Genomic DNA, 13,133 nt, shown 5'->3' on the forward strand with positions numbered 1-13,133 from the left:
GCAGAGACTCCGGCTTCCATCTTGCCGATGAGGGCGTACGCGTCGTCCCACCTACCGGCCGGCGCGGCGGTGTCTGCCTGCATCGCCTTGCGCAGTTGGCGGACCGGTCCGATGAGGGCCTGCATCTGGTCCCAGCAGGTGTCCGGCTTGGACGAGGGGCAGCCATTCGCGGTGTAGTGGTCGAGCGCTTCCTGGAACCGCTGGGTCGCGCTCTGAACGGTGGCGCCCCGAGATGCGGCTGTTGCCGGACGTGGTGCGCTCGCCTGGCAGCCGCACATCAGCACGACCGAGATGGCGGCCAGTAACGCGATGCACGCGGGCCGCCCCGATGTCTGTCTCCTCATGCGCGGGATAATCCCATAGCGATAGCTCTTCGACTGCTTGGCCACCGTGTGGTCGCGGGTGGGCACCAGGGTGCCGTCGACGATGAGCACAGTGTCCTTGCGGAACTGCCTCCGTTGTCGGATCGCCAGCAACGGACCGAGGTGATTCATGATTCGGTCAGCCGTCGCCTTGGGGACGCCGAACAGCGGGGCGATCTGGTGCAACGTCAAGTTCGTCCGCCAGTACGTCGTCACCAACAGGACACGGTCCTCCAGCGGGAGGCTCCAGGGTCGGGCGCGCCTCTGATCCGAAGCCTGCTCGCGTCGCACCGAGGCAACCAACTTGCCGAAGAGCGCAAGTTCAGCCGAGCAATAGTCAAGAGTGGTGGGTGAGCTGACTCAGCTCCCGCTGTGGGGTTTCAGGTTGGCCCGGGCGGTGTTGCGGATCCGCTTGGTGCGGCCGGCTCCGGCGAGGACCTCAGTGGCCTCGATGTTTGTCCCCGCGGCAGTCTTGAGCTGGAGCCAGTTGGAGGACGTGAGCAGGTCGTCCGGCTGCCAGGGCAGCTTGAGAGTGAAGGCGCGGAAGAGCGACCACTCCCGCAAGCGCTGAGCCAGGAAAGGACGGCCGATCGTGGCCTGGGCCATCGCCTGCGCCCATCCTTCGTAGGCGGGACCGGTGTGGAGGTCGGTGGCTCGACGGTCCAGGTGCCGCAGCACGGCGGACTGGGCCATCGTCTCGTCCGGATCACTGAGAACGAGGCTGACCAGGTCGACTTCGTCTGCGTCGCCGACCTGTTGGAGCTGGTTGAGGTAGGCCGTGAAGCGGACGTGTTCGTCCGGGTCCTGCGGGATGTCGTCGATATTCACGCGGCCTCCTCCTCGCGCTCGACCAGGACGCCGTTCTCGAACCGCGCGCCGGCACGAACCAAGGACACCAGGTGGGCTCCGGTGATCGCGCGCCATCGCGCCTGAGCGGACTCGACTAGCTTGAACACCATCGCGAGCGCGGCCGCGGCCTGGCCGGCGGCCGACACCTCGGTGCCGGACTGCGGGATGAGCGCGGCCACACTGCGGCCGAGTTGACGCCCCTGAAGCCGGGGGGGGCAGGTTGTACATCCGGTCATCCTCCTGCTCACCGCATCGATGGGAAGCGTGCTCTCGTCGTGCCGGGTGCAAGGCCTCGTACTGCACGTACTCGGCCCGGTACCCGGTGCGGCGAAGGCGGCACCTCCCTCCCGAGCCGTGCGAAGCCGGTTCGAGGGTGAGGGCGCATGCCAGGCGTCGCGAGGCAGGAGGGATCTGGGAGACAGGCCCTAAGCGGCAGGGGCGGCTGACACCTTCTGCAGCGCGGCCACCTGACGGTGCACGAGGTCACGCGGGACGCGCACCTCGTCGTGGGTGCCGCTCATGTCATTGGTGGCGAACGTGACGAGCGTCGCGCCCACCCGGATGACCCGCACTTCGGTCGCCAGCGCGGGCGTGTCCGGGACCGGAATCATCTTCGCCCGGAACGCCACCTCCTGGTCGCCTTCGCCGAGTCCCTCCGCCGCACGTACGTTGCTCCACTTCCCGCCCTCCAGCAGGGTCGGAAAGGCATGGCAGGTGCGCAGCGCGGCACGCAGGTCGTCCAGGGCCCGCCCGGCGTCCTCGGCGGAGTACGCGGTGAGAAAGACCTGCCCCGCCACATTTTTCCCTGGCGAGACCGTCCCTTGCACCACGCCCCTGGGCATCCTCTGGCTCTGGCCCTGCCCGGCCGCGAGGACCGGAGTGCAGTCCGCTGGAGTGGCGGCCCCGGCACGTATGGCGTTCGGCTGCCCGACGATGGCGGAACTCTCGGGCAGCGCGGCCGCCTTCAGCTCCCGTTGTGTCAGAACGCGCGCGGGTGCAACCTTCTTCGACGGCTCGGCGGGCTTCGACGGTGCGGCCGCAGTGGTGTGCTCGGACGCGGCCGGTGCGCCTCCCCCACACCCGCTCGCCCCGGCCAGCACGCATACCGCCGCGGCGAGCGTGATGGCCCTGCTTCTGTGTCTCGTGCCGTTTCCCATGATTCCCTCCCCTGATCGGATGGGATGGATCTTATGGGGCCAGGAGCTCAGTCTTGAGACATGGTGACGGTCTCCCCGACGGGTGCGACATCCGGTAACCACCGGCCAGTTCCCGTGCCGGGGGCGACGCCAGTCGCGGCGCCCCCGGCCTTAGCCGAAGGAAGATCATGAACGATGACGGCATCGCGTGGGTCGCCCGTGCCGAGCTGTCCTGGCTCGGCTACTGCCTCACCTTCGCCCGCGGCCTGTCCCCCGAGCAACTGGTCACACGCCTCGCGGCGGGCGCTGCACCAGACTTGCTGGGCGAGCACACGGCCACGGAAGCGGAGGAGTAACTCGGGCGGCGTGACCGCGAGCGGGGGGTCTGCGACAGCATTGCCGTGCGGTACGGGCAGTCCGGGGACGTGGCTTTCGCGGTGGCGTATGGGGACAACTGGCCTGGCAGGATGGGTCCCGGATACACCGACGGACTCTCTGACGGCGGAGCGGAAGTGTTCCAGCTGTACTGGGAGGCAGAGAACCCCAAGCTCCCCCCACCCGTCTTCACCTGCTTCCGCGACGGGCACTACACCTGCGGATTTCACATGTACATGCACACCTGGTCGCACGAGGTCTCCGGTTCCCACCCGGAACTCATCAGCACCGGCATCAAGACCGCAGGAATCCCTATCGAGACCGACCAGGACACAGCCCACTACAAGTCTCTTGCACTGATCGAGGAGCAGTTCCGCCGTTCACCCCCGATGGAACCGGTATTGCACGGACGGCTTCCCGCCGCGCTCGTCGCAGGGCAGACGGAGACTGCGTAGAACGGTGTCCTCCGGGACCTCGACGAGGCGGGCAAGCTCGACATCGACCACCTCGTGCCCCTCGCCGAGGCGTGGGACTCCGGCGCCGGCACCTGGACGGCCAAGGAGCGCGAGGCCTACACCAACGACCTCGGCGACGCCCCCTCTTTCATCGCTGTGTCCGCGAAGACGAATCGGTCCAAGGGCGACAAGGACGTCGCCGAGTGGCTACTGCCCTTCGAGGGCGACCGCTGTACCTACGTGAGCGACTGGGTCGCCACCAAAATGCGCTGGCAACTCACCGTCGACCCGGCCGAGTAAGCCGAGTTGCACGACGAACTCGCGCAGTGCCCCAACAAGCCCGTGAAGATCACCCTCGCCAGGTAGGCGTCCGATCAGCATGGTTGCCTGGCCAACCGCCTGACGCCCTACAGGCTGCCTGACCTCCTCGTTACCGGGCAGCGTGCTGCGGAACGGTGCCATGTCCGGAGCTCGCGAGGACGGTGGGTACAGGGTTCAGGTTCAGGGGCGCCTCGCCGCCCATCTGCGATGAGAGGTTCATGCCGCGCATGCGGCGGCGAAGCGCTCGCGATATACGGCCAGCTGGGTGCCGGCTCGCGTTTACAGGGTCTCGGCGACGGCGGTGGCAACCGTGGGCTGCCGGTGTGGCACCGGCTGTGTATCGCGCAGGAACAGCGCGGCGATCAGGGCAAGGAGCGGCGCGAAGCCGTACAGCAGGATCGCGTTGCGCACGTCTCCGGTCGCGTCGGCGACGGCGCCGCCGATCTGCGGTCCGAGGAATCCGCCCACGGTCTCGCCGATTGCGATCAGCAGGGCCATCCCGGTGGCCGCGACCTCGGGAGGGAGGGATTCGGCCGGCACGACGTAGGTGGCGATGGGGAGCGCGCCGCTGAGGAGCGAGGCAGTCGAGGCGGCCATCACGAGGGCGAAGTTGTCGGCGAACACGGCCATCAGCACGAAGGAGAGGCCGAGCATGAACGTGGAGATGATGATGGCTGGTCTGCGGCCGATTCGGTCGGAGAGTGCGGGTGAGATCACCGCGCCAAGTGCCCCCATGATCCCGATGACGGTCAGCGTCACGGTGATGAGTTGGGAGTCGTACCCGCGGCTGCTGAGGAGCACAGTCGTGAAGGAGGACGCGCCGAGGGCGACGAAAACACAGACGGTCGTGATGCACAGGCAGAGGAGGAAGTTGCGGTCGGTGAAGAGTCGGCTCGCCTGCCGGGCCGTGAGCGGAGCGCGACGCTCCGGACCGTTCGGAGTTTCCTGGTAGTACACCCAGACGAGGAGGGCGATCACGAGGCCGGGCACGATCATCAAGGGGAATGCCCCGCGCCAGCCGAGCACTGAGGCGAGCCCGATCATGATGCTGGGGCCGAGGGCGGTGCCGATGATGCCTGTGCCGGCGATGACGATGCCGAGGTTGCGGCCGCGGCGGTGCGACGAGGAGGCTGAGGCGACGGCCGCCTGGATGAGCGGGAGGGCGGGGCCCTCGCACAGGCCGACCAGGGCACGGAGTAGGACCATCGTCGTGAAGTTCTGGGCCAGGCCGATCAGGCCCACTGCCAGGGAGAACAGCACGAGACTCGTGATGATGATGGGCTTCTTGCGGCCGCCCATACGGTCGGAGACGATCGAGAAGACGATGCTGGAGATCGCCCAGGTGACGGCGGTAACACTGATCAGCAGCGCCAACTGGCTGTTGTTGAGGTTGAGTTCATTCTTGATGTCGGGGAAGAGGTAGGAAATTCCGAACCGGTCCAGGAAGACGATCCCGGCCGCGAAGAACATCACGGTGACGAGGGTGTTCTCGCTGGTTCGCTTCGGTGACGGATCGATGACCGCGGCTCTGGTCATGATCTCTCCTTCTATGAGGCGTCGGCCCACTGGCGGGGTGCGGATGGTTGGAAGCCCTGGAGCGCGTGCGTCGCGACGGCGGACACGTCGGCCGGGTCGCGGCCGGCCCAGGCGATGTGCTGGTCGGGGCGTACGAGAACTACTGGCTGGTCGAGCAGCGTGAGCACGGCGGGGTCGCTGACCTGCTGAACCGGCACGGCCCGTGCGCTCAGCTCCTCGGTCAGGGCGCCTGCGGCCTGGCCGGCTCCGAAGACGGTGAATCCGGTGCTCAGTTGGTCGAACAGGGACGAGCCGTCGGGCAGTCGCCGGTGCGGCAGTCGGTTGCCGGGCTGGGTGTGTGGTGCGTAGAGATGCGGCTCCGGTGCCTGCTCGTCGGCGGCCGGTGTGTAGCCGTAGCCGAGGACGAGGCCCAGGCTGTGGAATTCGTCGCGTTTGCGGCTGATGATCTCTTCGGCGGTGTCACCGAGGAGATCGGTGGAGACCGCGCGCATGTTCCGTTCGGCCAGGTCCAAGGTGCGCCGTGCGATGGGGCGACGCTCGGATGCGTAGCTGTCGAGCAGATTTTCGTCGGCCCAGCCACGAAGGACGGCGCCCAGTTTCCAGCCCAGATTGGCCGCATCGCCGACGCCGGTGTTGAAGCCGTGCCCACCCCAGGGCGGGTTCTGGTGGGCCGCGTCACCGATGACGAAGAGGCGGCCCGAGCGGTACCGGTCGGCCAGCAGCATCCTGGCCTGCCAGGGGTCGGTCGCGACGATCTCGACGTCGGTCTCCTGGCCCAGCAGTCCGCACACGATGCTGCGGGCCTCGGCGGCATCGCTGACGTGCTCGGTGCCGGTGGATATGGCCCACCAGGTGCCGTCGAGATCCAGGGGCCCCACGACCCCCGGGCTGGTGTAGTTGAGCACCCAGTAGTGCAGTGAGGGGACGTGCGGAATCGACTCGGCGAGCCCCGGGCAGCGGAAGGTGATGTTGACGTTCTGCCGGCCGGCCGCGCCGCCGTCGTAGTGGGCACCCATCGCCTCGCGGACGATGCTGCGGGCGCCGTCCGCGCCGACGACCCACTGGGCGTGGACGTACTCGCGGGTGCCCTGGTCGTCTTCCAGTGCCACTTCGGCGAAGCCGTCCTTCTCGACGACGCCGGCGACCCGGGAGCCCAGCCGTAGTTCGACTCCTGGGGCCCGGGCGACCTTCTCGCGCAGGACGCGCTCCAAGGTGGGCTGGGGCATCTGCTGGCCGCCCTCGGCGACAAGCTCGGAGTCGGTGAGGTCGAGCGCGAAGGCGCCGTCGAGGTGCCCGATCTGCTGACCCAGCACCGACTCGCAGAACGTGATGCGGCTCGACCACTGGGCCGGTATGGGCGCGGCCTCGCGCAGTGCGCGACTGACGCCCCAGCGCCGGAACAGCTCCATCGTCCGGGCCGACACGGTCTTGGCGCGTGGCCTGGCGGTGTCGATGGTGCGGCGGGGCTCGACGAGCAGCGCGGCAACGCCCTGCGCCGACAGTTCGAGGGCGAGGGCGAGGCCGGACGGTCCCGCTCCCGCGATCAGGACCGGTACGGTCTCGGCGGCACATTCGGTCCGCTCGTTATGGACTGGCGGTTTCGGCACCGCTGCCCTCCCACGTCGTTGTTGGTCGGATGCCGACATCGTGGGGGCGTTCCGGCCACATGACCTGTGCTAATTTCAAAGAGTGGAAACGGCTTCAGGCTCTGAACCGGGCCGGGGCGATGCACGCAAGCCGCGCGGCCGTCGACCTCCGGTCGGCGAACCGCTGCTGGACAAGGCTTTCCGCATCCTGGAGACCTTCTCCGACAACGGACCGTCCCTGACGCTGACGCAGCTGAGTGCGGCAACGGGCATCCCGATCAGCACCGCGTTCCGGATCTCACAGAATCTGGTCAGGCACGGCGCCCTCGAGCAGGCCGACAGCGGTGAGTACGCGATCGGCCTGCGGCTGCTGGAACTGGCCACCCTGGCACCGCGCGGACATGGGCTGCGGCACACCGCGCTGCCGTTCATGGAAGACCTGCACCGCGCCACCGGCCAGCACGTCCTGCTCGGTGTACGTGACGGGGACGCGGTCGTGCTCACCGAGCGGCTCTCCGCGACGAAGGCGGCCGAGGTGGACTACCGGGTCGGGGGGCGGATGCCCCTCCATGCCACCGGCATCGGGCTGGTGTTGCTGGCGCACTCCCCCACGGCTCTTTGCGAGGCGTATCTGCGGCGCGAGCTCGAGGATGACACCGGCCAGCCGGTGTCATCCAAGGTGCTGCGCGAGCGGCTCGGCGAGATCCGTGTGTCCGGTGTGGCGCACAACCGACGCACGCAGCCGGCCCCGGCCTGGTCAGTGGCCGCCCCGGTGATGCACAGAGGCCGTGTGGTGGCGGCCTTGTCCGTGGTGGCGGCGGACGGCTCGGCGGACGCGCGCGGTGTCGAACCGGCGGTCGTGGCCATCGCCCGCGGGGTTTCGCGCGAACTCGATAGAACCCGTCTTCAGGACGACTCCTGACGGACACCGACGACCTCGTACAGGCAGGGGGTGCGATAGTCGGATGGCTCGCGAGCGGGACTGCACAGGGACAAACCACATCCTCGGCGCGGTACACGGGTGGGGCACGAGCTCGGACCGGAATCGTCTACGTTGCGATGTCCGCCAGCGCGACGTGCGCTGCGTTCCAGCCGCAGGCGCCGTGCACGCCGCCGCCGGGGTGACGGTCCGCTCCGCCCAGATACAGCCGCCCGATGCCCGGTACCCGGTAGTGCGCAGGGCCGAGCCGGTCGAGCGCGACCTGTCGCGTCGCCGGCCGCAGCGGAGCGATGAACGAGGCCGACACGGAGTCGGCGCTCACGTTGGGCGCGTAGTGCGACAGGCGTCGCAGTGTCGCCTCGGGGAAGCTGTCTTGGACCGCGTCCCGCTCCGCGTCGCCCAGCGAGGCCACGGCCGGGAAGGTCGAGTCGACGGCGAGCAGGTGGTGCGGCGCGCGGGACTGCGTTGCGTCCGCCAGTGACGGACGAAGGATCGCCCCTCCCGGACGGGGCAGGGCCCCCGCATGGAGTTCACTCACCCGATCGACAACCGCCTCGGGGGTGTCCCAGCCGAAGAAGACCTGGACGGCGCGTTGGATGTCGGGTTCGTCGCGCGCCGAGGTGAAGCGCGGGGGCTCGTGGAGGACGAAATGCTGCTTCACGACATCGTTTTCGCCGCGGTGCCACTGCGGCTCGGAACTTGTGGCGCCGGCTCCGGCCAGGGCGAGTGTGCTGTCTCGCGGCAGGGTGGAGGCCACCAGCTTCCGTGCTGTCACCCGGTCTTCGGGCAGCCGCACCGCCACCGCGCCGCAGTCCGCGACCTCGATGTGTTCGGCTGCGGCCCCGCAGCGGATGTCGACGCCGGCGTTCCGGGCGAGCGTGCGATGGGCCGCTACCAACGCGCCCATACCGCCGACCGGCACGGCGCGGTCGGCGATCAGCCGGCAGGTCACCCCGAGGAACCCGGCGTCTCCCCCGGCCTCGGTGACGTCCCCGCCCAACTCGTGCGCGAGCAGCATGAGGAAGGCGCGTACCTCGGGGGAGGCGAACGACTCGCACAGGAGTTGGATCACGCTGCGTGAACCGAGGCGGTCCAGCACCGGCAGACCGGCGTAGGTCTTCCTGATGGCCGCGAGATGCTGGCCGGCCATGGCGTGCGAGGGCGCCGTCGTCATGGAGGCCGTCACGGGGCCGGTGAGCGTGGCGGCGCAGGCGATCAGCGCCACGAGCAGATCCGCGTCGGCGCGTGAGTAGCGCGCCACGGATGTCCAGGTCGCCGAGGAGCGGTCGCGACGGTGCAGGGCGATGCCCGGGCGGCCGTCGGGGAAGACGATCGCGTGCTGCACCTCGGGCACCACCCAGCGCAGGCCCGCACGGCGGAGATCGTCCCGCAGCGGCATCACGGAGTGGTATCCGAGGAACGTCGCGTGCGGGTGGTGTACGTGTCGCTCGCCCAGAGCCCGGTCGGGGCGGGCCATCCCGCCGGGCTCGGCTTCCGACTCGAGCAGTACGACCGACAGACCGGCCCGCCCGAGCGCCGTGGCCAGCGTAAGGCCGTTGTGCCCGGCGCCCAGGACGACCGCGTCCGCCTCGGTCATCCGCCGTCCGTCGCCGCGTCGGCCGCGAACGCCTGCCGCAGGGAGGCGGCCACGCGCTCGATGAGCGGGCCCGGCTCCCCGGCGTGGCCGCGGTCAGGATCGACGTGCAGTTCGACGGGGACCCCGGCATCGCGCAGCCGGTTGGCGTACTGCACGTCCTCGTCGCGCAGGATGTCCCAATCCCCCACCGTGATCAGGGCCGGGGCGACGTCCCGTACGGTCTCGGCCAGCAGCGGCGAGGCCTGCCAGTCCCAGCGCTCCTCCGGACTCCGGACGTACTGCGAGGCGACGAAGGCATTGTCCGCCTTCGTCAGGCCGTATCCCTCGGCGTTCTCTTCCTGCGAGCGGGTGTCGCACCGCAGGTCCGAGGGCCATGATTCGAGAAACTGAAGGGACAGCGAGGGGCCCCCCGCATCCCTCGCCATCAGTGAGAGCACCGCTGCCATGTTGCCGCCGGTGCAGCCGCCGCCGATCGCGATGCGGCCGGCGTCCCACTCCTGGCGGTCGCCGCCCTCGGCAACCCAGTTGAGTACCGCCCAGTTGTCCTCGATCCCGGCCGGGAACCGGTTCTCCGGCGGCAGCCGGAAGTCGGGATGGACGACCACCGCGGGAACGGACCGGGCCAGCAGGGAGTTGTGGCCGTCCCACTGGTCGAGGCCGCCGCCCGCCACGAATCCGCCGGAGTGTGTGTGGACCACCACGGGAAGGCGTTCGCCTTCCTCGTGGGGAGGTGTGTAGATCCGTACCGGGACGGGGCCGTCGGGGCCGTCGACCTCCACGTCGCGGGTGGCGACCTGCGGGTCGACCGGGAACATGCGGTTTCCGCCCTCGATCAGCTTGCGGACGCCGTCCACGCCGATCTCGGCGAGGCTGGGCCAGCCCTCGATCATCTTCCGGTGCTGCTCCGAAACACGGGCGAGGCGCTCCTCGCGCAGCAGGTCGTAGTCCGTCACACGTCCTCCATTTTCCCGTCGGGCGCGGCATTGCGCCCGGCATCCGTCATGCTGCCGGGCGTCACGGGAGGATGCTCGGTGACTTTCAACCAGTGGCAACGACAGCAGGGCCGGACCCGAAGTCCCGTTCAGAGCGGCTGGTCCATCTCGCCCGCGGCCGGGGCGGTGCTGTGCTCACGGATCAGGCGGAGTGCTGCGTCGCGGTCACGCCGGTCGAGGGCGTCGACCAGGTCGCGGTGCAGTGCGCAGCGGCGGTCGATGTACTCGCCCAGCGGCTGGTCGCCGGCCGGCAGGACCGACAGTGTGTGTGACTCGATCAAGTCGAGCAGGCCGACGTAGAGCGAGCCGAGCAGGGTGTTGGGGCTGATTGCGGCGATGGCGGCGTGCAGGCGCCAGTTGGCGTGCACGAAGGCGACCGGGTCGTCCTCGTGCGCCGCCTCTTCCATGGCGGTGACGTGCTGGTGCAGTCCTGCGATGTCGGCGGGCGAGGCATGCCAGAGGGCGTCGTCGATCAGCAGCGGGTCCAGGGTGTCGCGGATGCGGACGGCGTCGGCGACGTCGCCCTGTTGCGTGTCGAGGGCCAGGACGGAGTTGCCGAGGCGGACCATGGGGGTCTGCTCGGCGCTGAACAAGCCGCCGCCGGGCCCCGGTTTGACGGTGACCAGCCCGCGTGACTGCAGCAGGCGCAGCGCCTCGTTGAAGGTCCCCACGGATACCTCGCACAGGGTGCGCAGTTCTTCCTTGGTGCCCAGGCGCGAGCCGGGTGGCACGGTCTCGATGAGTGCGGCGACACGCTCGGCGGCCTGCTCGGCCCGCCCCGAGGCCGACTGACGCCCGCTCCCCTCGCCCAGGTTTCCGGCTCGGTGCATGCCGGTGGCTGCCGGAGCTCTCCGGCGCGGCTCGGCGCGGTCGCCGGCGTCCCTGCGCGGCGTCTCGGTGATTGTTCGCGCCGCGTCGTCGGGGGTGGCAGCCACAACCAGCTCCTCAGTGATCAACATATTCATCATGGTTATTTTGCGGTGAAGTCTTGACGCTCGGGCTCACCTGAGCACAACATCAGGTTAATCATCATGCTGAATTGCTGGTGAGGGCAAGGGGCGCCCGCCGCGGGCGGCGGAACCCTCTGGTCCTCTCAGCTGGTGAGGCCTGGCGGCACGGCCGCCGTGCGAGACCCGCTGCACGATCTCGCCCCTCGTTCCCTCAGTTCTCGGAGTCACCTCATGCGCATCGCGAATCTCTCCGGCCGTCTGACCCTGATCGTCGACGGCAAGGCCATCGATGTGGAGCAGGCCAGCAACGGCGGATTCTCCGCCGACCCGCAGGCCGTCTACGAGCGGTGGGACGTCTTCCGCACCTGGGCCGCGGCCGCCGACCTGTCCGCCGGAGCGGCGTTCGACCCGGCCGACCTGGGCTCCCCCGCCCCTGCGCCGCGGCAGACCCTGGCGATCGGCCTCAACTACCGGGATCATGCCGCCGAATCCGGATTTGCGGCACCCGAGGGACTGCCCCCGGTCTTCACCAAGTTCGCCAGCAGCATCACCGGGCCGGTCACTGAGGTGAAGCTGCCGGGCGGCGGCCACACCGACTGGGAGGTCGAACTGGTCGCGGTCATCGGCCGCCGTGCCGAGGGCGTCGCCGAGGCCGACGCCTGGGATCACGTCGCCGGCCTGGCGGTGGGCCAGGACATCTCCGAGCGCGTATCTCAACTGGCAGGTCCCGCACCGCAGTTCAGCCTGGGCAAGTCCTACCCCGGTTTCGCCCCCGTCGGACCGTGGCTGGTCACCCCGGACGAGTTCGACGACCCCGACGACCTGGAACTGCGCTGCACGGTCAACGGGGAGGAGGTCCAAAAGGGCCGCACCCGTGACCTGATCTTCTCCGTGCCCGCGCTCATCGCGCGGCTGTCCGCGGTGCTGCCCCTGCTGCCCGGCGACGTGATCTTCACGGGCACCCCGGCCGGTGTCGGCCTCGGCCGCAACCCGCAGCGCTTCCTCGCGGCCGGGGACGAACTCGTCAGCACCGTCGAAGGCATCGGCGAGCTCCGCCAGACGTTCACCGCCTGAGCCCGGGCCCGACGGACAAAGGAGTCCTCCATGGCACTGCACCGTCTGACCTCCATCACCATGGGCGTCCCCAACATCGCCGAGACGTGTGCCTACTACGCCGACTTCGGTCTCGTACCGGACGGCGACGGCTGGTTCACCACCCAGGACGCCGGACGCCAGCTCCGCATCGTCCATGCGCCGAGCCGCCGCCTGGTGGAGGTACGCATCGGTGTCGACACCCCCGACGATCTCGCCGCGGCCGCCGCCCGCCTGCGGCGGCTCGGCACCGAGCCCTCCGTCGATGCCACGACACTGACCGCCTACGACAGGGCCACCGCCGTGCGGGCCGTTCTGGAGGTCACCCCCCGCCTGGTCCAGAACCAGGTCGCGGCCACCGGCTACAACGGCCCCGGCCGAGCCGAGCGCACCGACGTCCGGGCCCCCGGCATTCTGCGCACCGGCCGCGTGCACCCCCGCAAGCTGGGCCACGCCGTCGTCGGCACCACCGACTTCGAGTCCACCACCGCGTTCTTCCGCGACGGACTCGGCTTCAAGGCATCCGACTACATCAAGGACCACGGGGCGTTCCTGCGCTGCTCCACCGACCACCACAACATCCTGGTCCTGGCCGCTCCCGTCACCTTCCTGCACCACTCCTCCTGGCAGGTCGACGACATCGACGAGGTCGGCCGCGGCGCCCACGCCATGCTTGAGGACCATCCCGAGCGGCACATCTGGGGCCTGGGCCGCCACCACGCCGGCTCGAACTTCTTCTGGTACCTGAAAGACCCAGCCGGCAACTTCAGCGAGTACTACTCCGACATGGACTGCATCGTCGACGACCAGCTGTGGACGCCGGAGGTGCTGGAAGGCGCCAAGGGCCTGTTCAGCTGGGGCCCGCCGCCCCCGCCCTCGTTTCTCGCACCCGAGGACCTCGCCGCGCTGATGACCGGCGCCCACAGCGAGTCGAGGTAGCGC

The 13,133-nt window shown here is 69.4% G+C and carries 13 protein-coding genes and 2 pseudogenes; 6 read left to right on the forward strand and 9 right to left on the reverse strand.

The genetic code is table 11. The annotated features are described in order from the left end of the window. Nucleotides 1-359: 359 nt before the first annotated feature. The 4 genes and pseudogenes from ACFVDP_RS06780 to ACFVDP_RS06795 form a co-directional block, all read right to left on the reverse strand. Nucleotides 360-674, reverse strand: a pseudogene (locus tag ACFVDP_RS06780) (transposase family protein); the annotation flags it as partial. A 48-nt stretch (nt 675-722) separates the two neighbouring features. Next, nucleotides 723-1,190 (reverse strand): hypothetical protein, encoded by a 468-nt coding sequence (locus ACFVDP_RS06785; protein ID WP_383484493.1) that lies wholly within the window; start codon nt 1,188-1,190, stop codon nt 723-725. After that, nucleotides 1,187-1,345: pseudogene (locus ACFVDP_RS06790) on the reverse strand (IS256 family transposase); the annotation flags it as partial. The pseudogene ACFVDP_RS06790 and the gene ACFVDP_RS06785, both read right to left, overlap by 4 nt. 291 nt (nt 1,346-1,636) lie before the next feature. Further along, nucleotides 1,637-2,368, reverse strand: a complete 732-nt coding sequence (locus tag ACFVDP_RS06795) for a hypothetical protein (RefSeq protein WP_383484496.1) — start codon at nt 2,366-2,368, stop codon at nt 1,637-1,639. A gap of 167 nt (nt 2,369-2,535) precedes the next feature. Between ACFVDP_RS06795 and ACFVDP_RS06800 the strand changes: the two genes are divergently transcribed. The 3 genes from ACFVDP_RS06800 to ACFVDP_RS06810 all read left to right on the forward strand — a co-directional run bounded on the left by ACFVDP_RS06800 (nt 2,536) and on the right by ACFVDP_RS06810 (nt 3,477). Next, nucleotides 2,536-2,703, forward strand: coding sequence for a hypothetical protein (locus ACFVDP_RS06800; protein WP_383484499.1), 168 nt, complete (start codon nt 2,536-2,538; stop codon nt 2,701-2,703). 156 nt (nt 2,704-2,859) lie between these two features. Further along, the gene (locus ACFVDP_RS06805; RefSeq protein ID WP_383484502.1) at nt 2,860-3,177 is read left to right on the forward strand and encodes a hypothetical protein; all 318 of its coding nucleotides are present in this window, start codon (nt 2,860-2,862) and stop codon (nt 3,175-3,177) included. Nucleotides 3,178-3,219: 42 nt separating this feature from the next. Then, nucleotides 3,220-3,477 (forward strand): HNH endonuclease family protein, encoded by a 258-nt coding sequence (locus tag ACFVDP_RS06810; RefSeq protein WP_383486009.1) that lies wholly within the window; start codon nt 3,220-3,222, stop codon nt 3,475-3,477. Nucleotides 3,478-3,777: 300 nt separating this feature from the next. Here the strand turns inward: ACFVDP_RS06810 and ACFVDP_RS06815 are convergent, their stop codons facing one another. Together ACFVDP_RS06815 and ACFVDP_RS06820 are read right to left on the reverse strand one after the other, a co-directional pair. Next, on the reverse strand, nt 3,778-5,034 hold the full coding sequence (locus ACFVDP_RS06815; RefSeq protein WP_383484505.1) for a nitrate/nitrite transporter: 1,257 nt from the start codon (nt 5,032-5,034) through the stop codon (nt 3,778-3,780). Nucleotides 5,035-5,045: 11 nt separating this feature from the next. Next, nucleotides 5,046-6,641 (reverse strand): FAD-dependent monooxygenase, encoded by a 1,596-nt coding sequence (locus tag ACFVDP_RS06820; protein ID WP_383484509.1) that lies wholly within the window; start codon nt 6,639-6,641, stop codon nt 5,046-5,048. An 82-nt stretch (nt 6,642-6,723) separates the two neighbouring features. Between ACFVDP_RS06820 and ACFVDP_RS06825 the strand changes: the two genes are divergently transcribed. Then, nucleotides 6,724-7,542, forward strand: coding sequence for an IclR family transcriptional regulator (locus ACFVDP_RS06825; protein WP_383484513.1), 819 nt, complete (start codon nt 6,724-6,726; stop codon nt 7,540-7,542). 127 nt (nt 7,543-7,669) lie between these two features. On the opposite strand, the gene ACFVDP_RS06830 is transcribed toward ACFVDP_RS06825, so the two are convergent. The 3 genes from ACFVDP_RS06830 to ACFVDP_RS06840 all read right to left on the reverse strand — a co-directional run bounded on the left by ACFVDP_RS06830 (nt 7,670) and on the right by ACFVDP_RS06840 (nt 11,084). Continuing rightward, nucleotides 7,670-9,157, reverse strand: coding sequence for a phytoene desaturase family protein (locus ACFVDP_RS06830; RefSeq protein ID WP_383484516.1), 1,488 nt, complete (start codon nt 9,155-9,157; stop codon nt 7,670-7,672). Further along, on the reverse strand, nt 9,154-10,110 hold the full coding sequence (locus ACFVDP_RS06835; RefSeq protein WP_383484519.1) for an alpha/beta hydrolase: 957 nt from the start codon (nt 10,108-10,110) through the stop codon (nt 9,154-9,156). The genes ACFVDP_RS06830 and ACFVDP_RS06835 overlap by 4 nt, the downstream gene beginning before the upstream one ends. Nucleotides 10,111-10,238: 128 nt before the next feature. After that, nucleotides 10,239-11,084 carry a FadR/GntR family transcriptional regulator gene (locus ACFVDP_RS06840; protein WP_383484522.1) on the reverse strand — a complete coding sequence of 282 codons (846 nt, stop codon included), beginning with the start codon at nt 11,082-11,084 and terminating at the stop codon, nt 10,239-10,241. A gap of 246 nt (nt 11,085-11,330) precedes the next feature. Between ACFVDP_RS06840 and ACFVDP_RS06845 the strand changes: the two genes are divergently transcribed. Then, the gene (locus tag ACFVDP_RS06845; protein ID WP_383484526.1) at nt 11,331-12,173 is read left to right on the forward strand and encodes a fumarylacetoacetate hydrolase family protein; all 843 of its coding nucleotides are present in this window, start codon (nt 11,331-11,333) and stop codon (nt 12,171-12,173) included. 30 nt (nt 12,174-12,203) lie between these two features. Next, a complete protein-coding gene (locus ACFVDP_RS06850; RefSeq protein WP_383484529.1) occupies nt 12,204-13,130 on the forward strand; it encodes a VOC family protein in 927 nt (308 codons plus the stop codon). Nucleotides 13,131-13,133: the final 3 nt, after the last annotated feature.

The sequence above is a fragment of the Streptomyces sp. NPDC057694 genome (assembly GCF_042799415.1).
GTDB lineage: Bacteria > Actinomycetota > Actinomycetes > Streptomycetales > Streptomycetaceae > Streptomyces.